General features: G+C 70.8%; 12 protein-coding genes and 1 riboswitch. Of the genes, 5 read left to right on the top strand and 7 right to left on the bottom strand.

The genetic code is table 11. The features are described 5' to 3' along the window. Positions 1-14: 14 nt before the first annotated feature. Positions 15-731, top strand: a complete 717-nt coding sequence (locus RDV84_RS03630) for a GNAT family N-acetyltransferase (protein ID WP_309152483.1) — start codon at positions 15-17, stop codon at positions 729-731. 53 nt (positions 732-784) lie between these two features. After that, entirely contained in the window at positions 785-2,179 is a 1,395-nt protein-coding gene (locus RDV84_RS03625) for an aspartate aminotransferase family protein (protein WP_309152482.1), read from the top strand. An 81-nt stretch (positions 2,180-2,260) separates the two neighbouring features. On the opposite strand, the gene RDV84_RS03620 is transcribed toward RDV84_RS03625, so the two are convergent. The 5 genes from RDV84_RS03620 to RDV84_RS03600 all read right to left on the bottom strand — a co-directional run bounded on the left by RDV84_RS03620 (position 2,261) and on the right by RDV84_RS03600 (position 7,217). Next, positions 2,261-3,568, bottom strand: a complete 1,308-nt coding sequence (locus RDV84_RS03620; protein ID WP_309152481.1) for an iron-containing redox enzyme family protein — start codon at positions 3,566-3,568, stop codon at positions 2,261-2,263. Positions 3,569-3,792: 224 nt separating this feature from the next. Further along, positions 3,793-4,134 (bottom strand): hypothetical protein, encoded by a 342-nt coding sequence (locus tag RDV84_RS03615; RefSeq protein ID WP_309152479.1) that lies wholly within the window; start codon positions 4,132-4,134, stop codon positions 3,793-3,795. A gap of 40 nt (positions 4,135-4,174) precedes the next feature. Continuing rightward, positions 4,175-5,308 (bottom strand): alpha/beta hydrolase family protein, encoded by a 1,134-nt coding sequence (locus tag RDV84_RS03610; protein WP_309152478.1) that lies wholly within the window; start codon positions 5,306-5,308, stop codon positions 4,175-4,177. 282 nt (positions 5,309-5,590) lie between these two features. Next, a complete protein-coding gene (locus RDV84_RS03605; protein WP_309152476.1) occupies positions 5,591-6,421 on the bottom strand; it encodes an alpha/beta fold hydrolase in 831 nt (276 codons plus the stop codon). 94 nt (positions 6,422-6,515) lie between these two features. Further along, positions 6,516-7,217 (bottom strand): pirin family protein, encoded by a 702-nt coding sequence (locus tag RDV84_RS03600; protein ID WP_309152475.1) that lies wholly within the window; start codon positions 7,215-7,217, stop codon positions 6,516-6,518. A 111-nt stretch (positions 7,218-7,328) separates the two neighbouring features. Here RDV84_RS03600 and RDV84_RS03595 point away from each other — a divergent pair, with 111 nt between their 5' ends. Then, positions 7,329-8,249, top strand: coding sequence for a LysR family transcriptional regulator (locus RDV84_RS03595; RefSeq protein ID WP_057946131.1), 921 nt, complete (start codon positions 7,329-7,331; stop codon positions 8,247-8,249). A gap of 60 nt (positions 8,250-8,309) precedes the next feature. Here RDV84_RS03595 and RDV84_RS03590 read toward each other — a convergent pair whose 3' ends face one another. Further along, a complete protein-coding gene (locus tag RDV84_RS03590) occupies positions 8,310-8,924 on the bottom strand; it encodes a response regulator (RefSeq protein ID WP_158229877.1) in 615 nt (204 codons plus the stop codon). A 250-nt stretch (positions 8,925-9,174) separates the two neighbouring features. Between RDV84_RS03590 and RDV84_RS03585 the strand changes: the two genes are divergently transcribed. Beyond that, entirely contained in the window at positions 9,175-9,438 is a 264-nt protein-coding gene (locus tag RDV84_RS03585) for a DUF2188 domain-containing protein (RefSeq protein WP_057946133.1), read from the top strand. A 316-nt stretch (positions 9,439-9,754) separates the two neighbouring features. On the opposite strand, the gene RDV84_RS03580 is transcribed toward RDV84_RS03585, so the two are convergent. Beyond that, the gene (locus RDV84_RS03580; protein ID WP_309152474.1) at positions 9,755-10,969 is read right to left on the bottom strand and encodes a M23 family metallopeptidase; all 1,215 of its coding nucleotides are present in this window, start codon (positions 10,967-10,969) and stop codon (positions 9,755-9,757) included. A gap of 379 nt (positions 10,970-11,348) precedes the next feature. Continuing rightward, positions 11,349-11,568: riboswitch (cobalamin riboswitch) on the top strand. 172 nt (positions 11,569-11,740) lie between these two features. On the opposite strand from RDV84_RS03580, the gene RDV84_RS03575 reads away from it, so the two are divergent. Next, positions 11,741-13,255: a CoA-acylating methylmalonate-semialdehyde dehydrogenase gene (locus tag RDV84_RS03575; RefSeq protein ID WP_309153676.1), complete on the top strand. Its 1,515-nt coding sequence runs from the start codon at positions 11,741-11,743 to the stop codon at positions 13,253-13,255. Positions 13,256-13,257 lie beyond the last annotated feature (2 nt).

The raw sequence follows: 13,257 nt of genomic DNA, 5'->3' as shown, positions 1-13,257 counted from the left end.
ATATGCGCATGTCCATGTTCTCCTCCCTCGTCGAAACCCATTGGCAGCAGGCTTTCGCCGGCGATACGACGCGTTGGCGCGAGCCGGCGCTGACGGTCACGATCGACATCCGGGCGCACGCCCGCTTCCGCGCGATCCTGTTGGAGACCGAGGCCGGTGCGCGCGCGATGCTGGACCCCGCGCTCGCCGACGCGCTGGTCGCGGCCGTCGGCGCGCCGCTGGAGCCGGACGAGTTGCGGCAGGCGCTGGCGCAGGCGGGTGCGCCGTTGTACGGCGCCGATCACTTGTTCTATTTCCCGTTGCGCGACCAGGCCGGAGTGCTCGCCGAACCGCCCGCGGCCCACGTGCGCGCGCTGGGTCCGGACGATGCCGCGGCGTTCGCGGCGTTCGAATCCGAGGCCAGCGAACCCGACCGCGACGACGCCTACGTCGCGCTCGATCACGACGCCGCGTTCGGCGCCTTCGCCGACGGCCGACTGGTATGCGCGGCGAGCATGTACCGCTGGGACGAATCCCGGCTGATGGACCTGGGCGTACTGACCCTGGCCGGCCATCGCGGCCGCGGCCACGCCCGCGCGGTGGTGCGGGCGATCGCGCGCCATGCGTTGGCGCAGGGCTGGGAGCCGCAGTACCGCTGCCAGCTCGACAATGCGGCGTCCGTGGCATTGGCCGCTGCGGCGGGGCTGTCGGGATACGGACGCTGGGACGTGGCGCCGTCGTCGCCGCAATGACGGGCGCCGACGATGCGATGATGCGGATCGGTCGGCAAACAGGAGAGACGCGAATGAACCGCATCGACGAAACAGGCCAGTCGCCCGCGTCGAACCGGGCCGGCGCCACCGACGCGCGCTCCGCCGCGTGGCGCGACGACCGCCGCCACGTGCTGCATTCCTGGTCGGCGCAGGCGCTGATCGATCCGGTGGTGGTGGCCGGCGCGCAGGGCTCGTGGTTCTGGGACGAACACGGGACGCGCTGGCTGGATTTCTCCAGCCAGCTGGTCAACGTCAACCTCGGTCACCAGCATCCTGCCTTGGTCGAGGCGATCCGCGAACAGGCCGCGACGCTGTGCACGATCGCGCCGTACCACGCCAACGAAGCCACCGCGCGGGCCGCGCGGATGATCGCCGAGGTCGCGCCGGGCGATCTGGACCGGGTGTTCTTCACCAACGGCGGCGCCGAGGCGGTCGAGAACGCGGTGCGCATCGCCCGCCAGCACACCGGCCGGCACAAGCTGTTGTCGATGTACCGCAGCTACCACGGCGCCACCGCCGGCGCGATCGCGCTGACCGGCGATCCGCGCCGCTGGAACGCCGAGCCCGGCCCGCCCGGGGTGGTGCGGTTCTGGGGGCCGTACGCCTACCGCTCCAGTTTCCATGCGCGCGACGAAGCCGAGGAAGGCGAGCGCGCGCTGGCGCATCTGCACCAGACCCTGGAGCTGGAAGGGCCGCACACGGTGGCGGCGATCCTGCTCGAATCGGTGGTCGGCGGCAACGGCATCCTGGTGCCGCCGGACGGTTATCTGCAGGGAGTGCGCGATTTGTGCGACCGCCACGGCATCGTGCTGATCGCCGACGAGGTGATGGCCGGTTTCGGCCGTTGCGGCGAGTGGTTCGCGATCGACCGCTGGGGCGTGGTGCCGGACCTGATCACCTTCGCCAAGGGCGTGAACTGCGGTTACGTGCCGCTGGGCGGGGTGATCGTCAGCGAACGCATCGCCCAGGCCTATCAGCAGCGGCCGTTCCCGGGCGGGCTGACGTACTCGGGCCATCCGCTGGCCTGCGCGGCGGCGGTGGCCTGCATCGGCGTGTACCACAGCGAAGGCTTGATCGAGCGCGCGCGCCGCATCGGTGCGCAGATCATCGGGCCGGCGTTGGCGGCGATGCGCGAGCGTCATGCCAGCGTCGGCGAGGTGCGCGGCCTGGGCGCGTTCTGGGCGATCGAACTGGTGCGCGACCGCGCCACGCGCGCGCCGCTGGTGTCGTTCAACGCCGCCGGCGCGGCCAATGCGCCGATGGCCGAACTGGTGGCGGCGTGCAAGCGCGGCGGGGTGTGGCCGTTCGCCGCCGGCAACCGGCTGCACATCGTGCCGCCGTTGAACATCGACGAAGCGGATCTGCGCCACGGGCTGGCGGCGATCGACGAAGCGTTGTCGGTCGCCGATCGCTACGCCGAGGTCTGAGCGCGTAGCCGCGGCGCGGCGTGGTCGCGGCGGGGCCGCCGAGGCCCGCGGCCGGCGCGTCGCGCCGGCCGCGGGCGCGGTTCACGCCGCCGCGGCTTTCTTCACCAGTCCGTCCAGGCTGTCGGTGTCGCGCGTGTGCGGCGAAAAGATCGTCGCGAACACCTCGGCGTGATTGCGGAAGGCCTTGAATTCCAGGGCGTTGCCGCTGGGGTCGGCAAGGAACATGGTCGCGTGTTCGCCGGGCAGGTCGCGCATGCGCACGTGCGGCGGGTCGATGAAGCCGTAGCCGCGGCTCTTGATCCGCTCGGCCAGCGCGCTCCAGTCGCGCCAATTCAGGTTCATGCCGAAGTGCGGCACCTTGACCGTCTCGCCGTAGAAGGCCGAGCCGAAGGCGTTGTCGCCGGAGGATTCGCGCGGCGCCTGGTGGATCACCAGGTGGTGGCCGTAGAAATCCAGGTCGACCAGGTTGCGGGTCGAGCGGCCCTGTTTGGCGCCGAGCACGTCGCAATAGAACGCGCGCGCCTGCTGCAGGTCGTGCACGCCGATGGCGAGGTGGAACTGGGCGATGGGCGCGTCGCCGGCGCCGGCGCCGGCGCTATCGCTCGGGCCGCGCGCGTGCGCGTGCGGGTCCGGCGCGGTCGCCGCGGCATGGATATGGCTCCAGAACGACTGCCACGCCGCCATGCTGTCGCGGTAGCCGCGTTCCAGCTCGGCCACGCTGCCCGCGTCCATGCCGCCGATCTGCTCGCCGATCAGCGCGCGCAGTTTCTCGCGGTGGGCGATGTCGTGTTCGCCGACGTGCAGGTCCCAGAAGATCCAGTCGATGCGGTCGTGGTGTTCGCGGATGTAGGGATTGCGCACCAGGTGCTCGTGCAGCCGGGCCAGGTAGACCTGGCAGACGCATTCGCCGCCCATGCCGCGCAGGCCGACGCCGTAGGCCGCGTTCGCGCCCGGCGCGACCAGGGCGGCACGCGCGGCGTCGAGCAGGGCGAGGTTGGCGGCGAGCGGCAGACGGTCGTGCGGCGCGTGCTCGATGCGCAGGCTGGCGAGGAAATCGTCGTAGAGCTGCGGATGCGCCTGCGTCGCGTCGCCGCTGCCGAGTTCGTCGAACAGGATGTCGGCGAGGAAGCTGCGCATGCGTCCGGGCGGCAGCCGCGCGATCAGCAGGGCGATGTCGGCGATGTAGTAGTCGGTGAAGCTGCGGTACTGCGCCAGTAGCGAAAACAGGCGCGGCGGGCTGGCGGTTTCCACGAACGCGAACAAGGCGCCGGCGTGGTCGACGGTCTGCCGTTGCAGGTCGTCGGCCAGGGTCCAGAACGCGTGCAGGTCGTGGCGGGAGGGCGAGGGCGCCGGGGGCGCGGAAGCGTTGCTTGCCGAAGCGGTGTTCATGGCGATGGTCCGTCCTATCGTCGAGGTGGACTGAAGGACGCCGGCGGCGGGCGCCGACGCGTTTGCCGCGATGGCGCTCGTTGCTGTTGCGTGCTGCGGCGGGGCACGCGGTGTTGCCGCGGCCAATCGATCACGGATGGACGTGCCGTCCGGTTGCCGCGGTCACGGAAAGGAGAATTGCGACAATTTCATGCGAAACGCATGGTCTCTGCGCTTCGTGGCGGCTACCGCGGTCGACCCGGATCTTCGGCGGCGCGCTGCGCGTGGCGCTGTCGCTCGAGGTAGAGGATGCTGTCGCTGCGCAACGTCGCGACCAGGGCGTCGATCACGCCGGGCACGATGTAGTAATGCACGAAACGTCCGCGCACTTCGCCACGGACGAGGCCGGCGTTGGCCAGTTGCTTCATCCATCCGGCCAGCTCGCGCGAGTCGAGGTTGGAGAAGAGCGATTTCAGTTCGGGGCCAGAGCAACCCTGCTCGCCGGCGCTGGACAGGCGCTGGACGATCTCAAGCAGGCTCCATTGGCCGAGGAGGGCAAACGCGTTTGTTTCTCTGAGCACCGGCATCGTCGAGGGTCCGAAGCGAAGCGAGTTACGGGGCGCCCGATCAGCGCCCGGGGCGGCCCAGCGTGCGCTGGAACAACGTCAAGGCCTGAGCGATCGCGGTGCGGTGGGCGAGCGACTGCGGTCCGGTCTGCGCGCAGATCTTCAGCGCCGCGCGCCCGGCCTCGGTGCAGGTCGACAGGAACGCGTAGTGCCCGACCTGCGGCAACGCGGTCAGGCGCGCGCCAGGGATCGCGTCGGCGGCCGCGCGCGCGTTGCTGGCCAATCCAGCCACGGTGTCGGCTTCGCCGGAGACGATCCGCACCGGTACATCGATGCCGCGCAGGCTGTCGGGGGTGAACGCCTGCACCAGCGCGGGCGCCATCGCGAACACGGCCTTGACCGAGGACAGCGAGTGGTCGCCGCCGGCGCCGGTTTCCAGCGCCGCCACCTCCGGGCGTTGCAGCGCCTGGCGCATGTCGTCTTCGGTGATCGCGAATTCGAGCTGCGGACGGCATACGCCGTCGTCGCGATGGGCGTGGCAGAAGTCGAGCAGGCGCTGGCGGTCGAAGCGCGCGCCGGCCAGGGCCAGCGCGGTGAAGCCGCCGGCGGAGAAGCCCGCGGCGGCGACGTTGCCGGTGTCGATGTGCGGGCCGAAGCGCGAGTCGGCGGCGACGGCGTCGAGCGCGCGCTTGAGGTCCTCGGCGCGTTCCCACCACAGGATCGCGCCGGGCACGGTCATGCGGTCGACGCCGTTGTTGCCTGGGTGGTCCACGCCGATCACCACATAACCGGCCTGGGCCAGCGGCGCGGCGAACCAGCCCATCATCCGCGCGCTGCCGCCGAAACCGTGCGACAGCAGCACGACCGGCCGCTGGCGGCCGGAAGGGCCGGCGTGCTTGCGGCCGCGCGCATCGTCGAGGAACGGCGCGTCGTCGGCGAGCGCGGCGACCCGGAACAGCGGCGCGTCCGGCGGGCCCAGCACGATCTCGCGCGCGGCGGCGCCGGCGCCGGCGGGATACCACACGGTCACGCGCAGCTCGCTGCGGCCTTCGGCATCGCGCGCGGCCGCGCTGGGCTGGTTCGCGAGCAAATGCGTTTCGCCGGCGACGTGGCGTGCGTCGGCCGCGCCCGCGACCGGCGCCAGCGCGAACAGGGACGAGGCCAGGGTCAGCGCGGCGAGCGGCTTGAGTTTCATGCGGGCTCCGGAAACGGGCATGCGTGGCAGCGGACCGGGCGGCGCGCGGTCCGGGATGACGGCGATGCGGCACGCTAGCACGCGGCTTCGGCGGTGGCGTGGGCCGGAAGTGATGCGTGGGCGCCAGGCCGGATGCAGGAACGGCGCGAGCCGCGGCCGCGAAAATACGATTGCGACGCAAGCTTCGGCGCAGTCGTATTTTCGCGGCCGCGGCTCGCGCCGCTGCTGCAGGATGCTTCGCGGCGAAGCCCCCGCGGCGGTCGCCGCGGGGGCTTGGCGCGGTCAGGACTTCAGGAAGTCGAGCAGGTCCTGGTTGAGCTTGTCCTTGTGGGTATCGGTCAGGCCGTGCGGCGCGCCGGGGTACACGATCAGCTTGCTGTCCTTGACCAGCGCGGCCGAGGCGCGGCCGGCGGCGTCGATGGGGACGATCTGGTCGTCGTCGCCGTGCACGATCAGGGTCGGCACGTCGAACTTCGCCAGATCTTCGCGGAAGTCGGTGGCCGAGAACGCGGCGATGGAGTCGTAGGTGCTCTTGTGGCCGCCCCACATGCCCTGCATCCAGAACGAGTCGATCATGCCCTGCGAGGGCGTCGCGCCTTCGCGGTTGAAGCCGAAGAACGGACCGCTGGCGATGTCCTTGTACAACTGCGAGCGGTCCTTGATCGAACCCTCGCGCAGCCCGTCGAACACCTCCAGCGGCAGGCCGCCCGGATTGTCGGCGGTCTTGAGCATCAGCGGCGGCACCGCCGAGATCAGGCCGGCCTTCTTGACCCGCGCGGTGCCGTGGCGGCCGATGTAGCGGGCCACTTCGCCGCCGCCGGTGGAGAAGCCGAACAGCGCGGCGCCGCGGATGTCGAGGTGTTCGAGCAACTGCGCCAGGTCGTCGGCGTAATGGTCCATGTCGTTGCCGTCCCAGGGCTGGCTGGAACGGCCGTGGCCGCGGCGGTCGTGGGCGATGACGCGATAGCCATGCGCGGCGAGGAAGAACATCTGCGATTCCCAGCTGTCCGAACTCAGCGGCCAGCCGTGGCTGAAGACGACGGGTTCGCCGTCGCGCGGGCCCCAGTCCTTGAAGTAGATCTGCACGTCGTCGCGGGTGGTGAAGGTGGCCATGGGAGCTCCGGAGCGGTGGGGAAGGGACGTAAGGGGAAGCGCGCCGCCGCGGGAGGCGGCGCGGGTGGAGCACACGAGCATGCGGCGGCGCGGGTTACGGGGCGGTGTCGACCAGCACGACTTCGGCGTCTTCCAGCGCGGTCACGCGGATACGCGCCTCGCCGCGGATGGCGGCGCCGTCGCGGGCGTTCACCGTCACCCCGTTGACCTCGATCGCGCCCTTGGCGGGAACCAGATAGCCGTAGCGCTCGCCGTCGAAGCCGTATTCGGCCGATTCGCCGGCGGCCAGGGTCAGGCCCAGCACGCGGGCGGCGGCGCGGATCGGCAGCGCGTCCTCGTCGCCTTCGATGCCGCTGGCCAGGACCACGAAGCGGCCGCCGCGGTCGTCCTTGGGAAAGGGCTTGGCGCCCCAGGTCGGCGCGCCGCCGCGGGCGTCGGGGATGATCCAGATCTGGAAGATGCGGGTGGTGCCCGGCTCCAGGTTGTATTCGGCGTGCTGGATGCCGCCGCCCGCGCTCATCACCTGCACGTCGCCGGCTTCGGTGCGGCCGCGGTTGCCGAGGTTGTCCTGGTGGGTGATGGCGCCGTCGCGGACGTAGGTAATGATCTCCATGTCGGCGTGCGAGTGCGGCGGGAAGCCGGTGTTGGCGGCGATGGTGTCGTCGTTCCAGACCCGCAGCGCGCCCCAGCCCATGCGCGCGGCGTCGCGGTAGCCGGCGAAGGAGAAGTGGTGCTTGGCGTCGAGCCAGCCGTGGTTTTCGCCGCCGAGGCTGGAATAGGGGCGCAGTTCGATCATGTCGGCGTTTCCTTGTGTGTGCGGTCGATGGGGAAACGATAGGCCTGCGCGATCGGGTTTAGAATAGAAACGATAGAAAACCATCGTTTCCAAAAGTGGTGTAATGACGACATGACCCGACTCCCCGACCTGGAAGCCTGGGCGATCTTCGCCAAGGTCGCCGAACTGGGCTCCTTCGCTCGCGCGGCGGAGGAACTGCGCCTGTCGCAGGCGACCGTGTCCAAGGCCGTCTCGCGCCTGGAAACCCGGCTCAAGACGACGTTGCTGCACCGGACTTCGCGGCGCATCTCGCTGACCGAGAGCGGCCGCGGCGCGCTCGAACGCGCCGGGCGCATCCTGGCCGAAGGCGAGGCGGTGGAGGCCGAGGTCACCGCCCAGGCGCGCAGTCCGCGCGGACGGGTGCGGCTGGCCGCGCCGATGTCGTTCGGCGTCGCCCACCTGGCGCCGTTGTTGCCGCAGTTCATGCAGCGCTATCCGGAGATCGCGCTGGACATCGACTTCGACGACGGCGTCACCGACCTGGTCGGCGGCGGCTACGACCTCGCCCTGCGCATCTCGGCGCTGGCCGATTCGAGCCTGCTGGCGCGGCGCCTGTGCGGCGTGCGCATCGTGCTGGTGGCGGCGCCGGCGTACCTGGACGCGCGCGGGCGGCCGACCCATCCGCGCGAACTCGCCGGCCACAGCGCGCTGGCCTACGCGTACTCGCGTTTCGGCAACGCCTGGCGCTTCCACCATGCGCGCCACGGCGACTTCTCGTTGAGCGTGCCGGCGCCGTTGCGGGTCAACAACGCCGAGGCGCTCAATCCCGCGTTGCTGGCGGGGCTGGGGCTGGCGCTGCAGCCGGAGTTCCTGGTCTGGCGCGAACTGCGCAGCGGCGCGCTGGAGATCGTGATGCCGCAGTGGGCGCCGCCGCCGATCGCCTTGCACGTGGTCACCCCGCCGGGGCGCGAGCGGCCGGCGCGGGTGCAGGCCCTGATCGAATACCTGGCGCAGCAGTTCGAACGCGCGCCGTGGGCCGATCCGCAGGGGTGAGCGGACGTGAGCGGATCGCCGGCGGCTCCGCCAGCATCGCGCGCCCGGTGCCATCGCGTTTCATCCCCCGCGCGCGACCCACCCATGGTCGATCGCCAACCGCATCAACGCCCCTTCGCCGCGCACGTCCAGCTTCCCCAGCGCGCGCGAACGCAGCGTGCGCACGGTCGATTCGGCCACGCGCAGGGCCAGTGCGATCTCGTGGTTGCGCCGGCCCTCGACCATCAGCCGGGTCACTTCCAACTCGCGCGGGCTGAGCCGGTCGAACGGCGAGGACTCGAACAGGATGCGGCCGCCGAGCGAGTCGTCGATGAAACGACGGCCCGCGGCGACTTCGCGCAGCGCGCGCACCACCACCGCGGCGTCGCGGGTCTTGGACACGTAGCCCAGCGCGCCGGCGGCGAGCAGGCGGCGCGGCATCGGCCCGTCGCCGACCACCGACACGATCAGGATGCGCAGCGCGGGATCGTGCCGCAGCAGCCGCTGCACCAGGCCCAGGCCGTCGTCGTCGGGCAGGTTGAAGCCGCACAAGGCCACGTCCGCCGCGGACTGGTCCAATCGCTGGACCGCCTCGTGCGGATCGCCGGCTTCGCCGACCACGTCGATGTCGCTGTGCGCGCCCAGGATCCAGCGCAGTCCGTGACGGACCAATGGCTGGTCATCGACGATGAACACCCGGATCATTTCCTTATCGCTCCGTAGATGATGCGAGCGAATGTCCAGGCCGTTTCCGAGGTCCGCAACTCGCCCGCGGGCAAAGTGCGGTGCGCCGACGCGAACGTCGGCGGATGACTACGTTACGTAACCGGGTGTCTACGCTTGTGTAGACGCATGCCGACGGTGAATCGGGGTTTTCCTACATTCATCACGTTTGGGCTTTGTTAGCGTGGCGCCACCCCGCATCGCCGGACCGCATGGAGTGCCGATGTCCACGCTGGTGACGATCTACGAAGTCGTATCCCACGCGCAGCGGTTCTGGCGCCTGCGCATCAACGGTTCGCAAGAGATCGCGTTCCCCACCCGCGACATCGCCAGCGCCGCGGCGCGGGTGCGCGCGCGCCGGCAGAACCAGGACACCGGCGGCCACACCGAGGTCTGGGTGCAGCGCCTGGACGGGCGCATGGACCGCGAAGCGGTGTTCCTCGGCGGCACGGCCGGCGCGATGTGCGCGGAGTGGCGGCGGCAGTGAGGCCGCGGCGGTAGCGACCGCGCCAAGCGTCGCGGACGAGGGTAGGGCCGCGTGCGTTCACGCGATCAACCTTGCGCGGCCGAGCGCTTGCAACGGCCGCGTCGCTGGTTCGGATCGCGCGGAAGGATCGCCGCCGGCCCAGCCATCGCACCGTCGAAGCGCAAGCGCGCATCGGGCGCTGGCGCGCCGCGACGGCGGCGCACGCGAACGCAAGCGCTGCTCGTACCCCGCCGCGGCGATGCGTGCGGCTATCGCCGCCGCACCGCCGACGGCCCGGCACCGCCACCGGCGGCGCCGAGCCTGGGACTCCCCGGGGTCAGGGCGACAAGGTGAAGTTCTTGCTGTAGGTCGTGCCGTTGTAGGCGACCTCGAAGCGCCAGACGCCCGCCGGCCCGCTCGGCGCGAAACTGCTCCAGGTCCAGTTCCACCACGACGAGGCGTAATGCGGCGCCGGGCCGTTGTGCGTCCACGAGGCGAACACCGTGCCGTTCGGCCGCAGGATCCGGTACTGGCTCTGCTGGCCGTTGAGCTGGTCGCGGTAGAACGCGCTGAACGAGGCCTGCTGGCCGTAGCGCAGCGCGGTGTTCTCGTTCGGACTCTCCGCGTTCGGGCACGACGCGAACGCCGGTTGGGCGTTGCCGACGATCAGCTTGTTGATCGCCGAGTCGTAGTACGGCCGCTGCGCGGCCCAGGCCGAAGACAGATTCAGGCCGTTGCACGAGCCGGCGTAAGGATCGATGAGGTTGGCGTTGGCGTCGTAGACCTCGAAGTGCAGGTGCGGCTCGGTCGAACTGCCGGAACTGCCGACGATGCCGAGGTACTCGCCCTGCGCCACGCTCGCGCCGACGCCCTTGGCGGTGACCGAGCCGTTCTTCATGTGGCCGTACCAGGCGACCGAGCCGTCGGCGTGCTGGACGTAGACGGCGTTCCAGTTGTTGTTGTTGACCGAACAACTGCGGTCGAAATTGCCGTCGTAGCGGCCGACGATGGTGCCCGCCGCCGCGGCGATCACCTTCACCTGATTGTTGTCCATCTTGTACCAGGAGAACGGCCACAGGTAATAGTCGGTGCCGCGATGGCCGTCGTAGCTGCGCGCGCCGCAGCTGTAGTCGAGGACCTGGCCGGCGCCGGCCTGGTCGACGTAGTTCGAGATCGCGTGATAGCCCGGATCGGCCAGGCCGTTGTTGAGCGCCAGCGGCCAGGCGAAACCGCCGAGCGAACGCGCCGAGGATCGCGGCGCGGCGGCGAGCTTGAGCTTGCGCGCGTTGTCGCGGATGTCGTTCCAGGCGCGCTGGCGGAACTGCGGCGACAGATGCTCGCCGTGTTCGGCCACCGCATAAGCGCCGCCGGCGCTGGCATTGGGCGCCGTGCCGCTTACATCGCGCGGCGCGGCGTCGTCGGCTGCCGACGCCGGGAGCGACGAAGCGGCGAGCGCGAGGGCCAGGCACAGCGCCGGCGCGCCGCGCGCGCGGCGGGCATTCGCGTTGTTCGAGGCGCGGTGGTGTTCGGGCATGCGGTTCTTCCTGAGCATGTGGTTCTCCTTGAGCAGGCCGCGACGCGGCGTGATTCGCGCTGTGGGCCGGCGGCGCGCGGACGAGCGCGGACGTCCCGGTGTTGCCTGCAATCAGGCCGCCTGAGGCCCTTATACGCGCCTTCGCGCGCAGCCGGGCGCGGCGTCGATCCCGCCGATCGGCCAAGTCGCGGCGGCGGTGCGATGTGCAATTCAGGTGGATGAAATGGCGCTCGCCGGGCGCGCGGTTCATCGCGTCGCGAACGCGCATTCGCCGTGTCGCAGCGCCGCGCGCGTCGGTCGCGGCGCGATGCCCGCCGCGCGTCGCCGACGGCGCGAACGAAGGCGCCGGCCGGCGACCATACCGCGGCGCAGCTTGTGGCTGTCGCCGCCGAACCACTACACTGCGCGCGCCACAGGTGTCCTGCCGCCCGCTCCAGCGAGCGCGCAGGGTGAAACGGGAAGCCGGTGCGGACGCGAGTCCCATTCCGGCACTGCCCCCGCAACGGTAGGCGAGTTACAGCCGGCATCGGCCACTGCGCGAACGCGCGGGAAGGCGCCGGCGGGACGCATCCGCGTCGCTCGCGAGTCCGGAGACCGGCCTGTGGCGGACGTCGGGACGGCGCACGCGGCTTTGCCGCGGCCCGCGCCGCGGCGTTCTCCTCGGGCGTTGCGGCGGGCGACCTGACGAGCGGATGCGGTGCGGCGCGCGTGCGCCCGCCTTTCGCCCGGTCTTCGTTCGCGCAGCGCCTGCCTTCGCGGGTGTGCGATCCGGAGACCAACATGAACGACATGCACGCAGTCGCGACCGACGTCGCGACCGTCAAGCTGCTGATCGACGGCGAGTTCGTCGAATCCTCCACCGCGCACTGGCGCGACGTGGTCAATCCCGCCACCCAGGCCGTGCTTGCGCGCGTGCCGATGGCGACGCCGGCGGAAATCGACGCCGCCGTCGCCGCCGCGCAGCGCGCGTTCAAGACCTGGCGCAAGACGCCGATCGGCGCGCGCGCGCGGATCTTCCTCAAGTACCAGCAGCTGATCCGCGAGCACATGGGCGAACTGGCGGCGATCCTCACCGCCGAACAGGGCAAGACCCTGCCCGACGCGGAAGGCGATGTGTTCCGCGGCCTGGAAGTGGTCGAGCACGCCGCGGCGATCGGCAACCTGCAGCTGGGCGAACTGGCCAACAACGTCGCCGGCGGCGTCGACACCTACACCCTGCTGCAGCCGTTGGGCGTGTGCGCCGGCATCACCCCGTTCAACTTCCCGGCGATGATCCCGCTGTGGATGTTCCCGATGGCCATCGCCACCGGCAACACCTTCGTGCTCAAGCCGTCCGAGCAGGACCCGCTGGTGACCATGCGCCTGTGCGAGCTGGCGTTGCAGGCGGGCATTCCCAAGGGCGTGCTCAACGTCGTCCACGGCGGCGAAACCGCGGTCAATGCGATCTGCGACCACCCCGACATCAAGGCGGTGTCGTTCGTGGGTTCGACCAAGGTCGGCACCCACGTCTACCAGCGCGCCTCGCTCGCCGGCAAGCGCGTGCAATGCATGATGGGCGCGAAGAACCACGCGGTGGTGCTGCCCGACGCGAACAAGGAGCAGACGCTCAACGCGCTCGCCGGCGCCGCGTTCGGCGCGGCCGGGCAGCGCTGCATGGCGGCCTCGACCGCGGTGCTGGTCGGCGCGGCCAACGACTGGATCGCCGACCTGGTGGCCAAGGCGAAGACGCTCAAGGTCAACGCCGGCACCGAGGCCGGCACCGACGTCGGCCCGGTGATCTCCTGCGCCGCGCGCGAGCGGGTGGAGGGCCTGATCGCCTCCGGCGTCGAGCAGGGCGCCACGCTCGAACTCGACGGTCGCGCGCCGGCGGTGCCGGGTTACGAACGCGGCAACTTCGTCGGTCCGACGATCTTCTCCGGCGCGGCGCCCGGCATGCGCATCTACGACGAGGAAATCTTCGGCCCGGTGCTGGTGATCCTGCGCGCGGAGACGCTGGACGAGGCGATCGAACTGGTCAACGCCAATCCCAACGGCAACGGCACCGCGATCTTCACCCAGTCCGGCGCGGCCGCGCGGCGTTTCCAGGAGGACATCGATGTCGGCCAGGTCGGCATCAACGTGCCGATCCCGGTGCCGGTGCCGCTGTTCTCCTTCAGCGGCTCGCGCGCGTCCAAGCTCGGCGACCTCGGCCCCTACGGCAAACAGGCCGTGACCTTCTACACCCAGACCAAGACGGTCACCGCGCGCTGGTTCGACGACGACACGCTGGGCCACGGCGTCAACACCACGATCAGCCTCAAGTGATG

It is taken from the genome of Lysobacter yananisis, assembly GCF_031199375.1.
Classification (GTDB): Bacteria; Pseudomonadota; Gammaproteobacteria; order Xanthomonadales; family Xanthomonadaceae; genus Lysobacter; species Lysobacter yananisis.
This window is presented reverse-complemented; position numbering and strand designations above follow the sequence as displayed.

Bases quoted from the DNA above. Each gene is read 5' to 3' on its own strand.
- RDV84_RS03630 (WP_309152483.1), top strand. From the start codon at position 15: ATGTTCTCCTCCCTCGTCGAAACCCATTGGCAGCAGGCTTTCGCCGGC.
- RDV84_RS03625 (WP_309152482.1), top strand. From the start codon at position 785: ATGAACCGCATCGACGAAACAGGCCAGTCGCCCGCGTCGAACCGGGCC.
- RDV84_RS03620 (WP_309152481.1), bottom strand. From the start codon at position 3,568: ATGAACACCGCTTCGGCAAGCAACGCTTCCGCGCCCCCGGCGCCCTCG.
- RDV84_RS03615 (WP_309152479.1), bottom strand. From the start codon at position 4,134: ATGCCGGTGCTCAGAGAAACAAACGCGTTTGCCCTCCTCGGCCAATGG.
- RDV84_RS03610 (WP_309152478.1), bottom strand. From the start codon at position 5,308: ATGAAACTCAAGCCGCTCGCCGCGCTGACCCTGGCCTCGTCCCTGTTC.
- RDV84_RS03605 (WP_309152476.1), bottom strand. From the start codon at position 6,421: ATGGCCACCTTCACCACCCGCGACGACGTGCAGATCTACTTCAAGGAC.
- RDV84_RS03600 (WP_309152475.1), bottom strand. From the start codon at position 7,217: ATGATCGAACTGCGCCCCTATTCCAGCCTCGGCGGCGAAAACCACGGC.
- RDV84_RS03595 (WP_057946131.1), top strand. From the start codon at position 7,329: ATGACCCGACTCCCCGACCTGGAAGCCTGGGCGATCTTCGCCAAGGTC.
- RDV84_RS03585 (WP_057946133.1), top strand. From the start codon at position 9,175: ATGTCCACGCTGGTGACGATCTACGAAGTCGTATCCCACGCGCAGCGG.
- RDV84_RS03580 (WP_309152474.1), bottom strand. From the start codon at position 10,969: ATGCTCAGGAAGAACCGCATGCCCGAACACCACCGCGCCTCGAACAAC.
- RDV84_RS03575 (WP_309153676.1), top strand. From the start codon at position 11,741: ATGCACGCAGTCGCGACCGACGTCGCGACCGTCAAGCTGCTGATCGAC.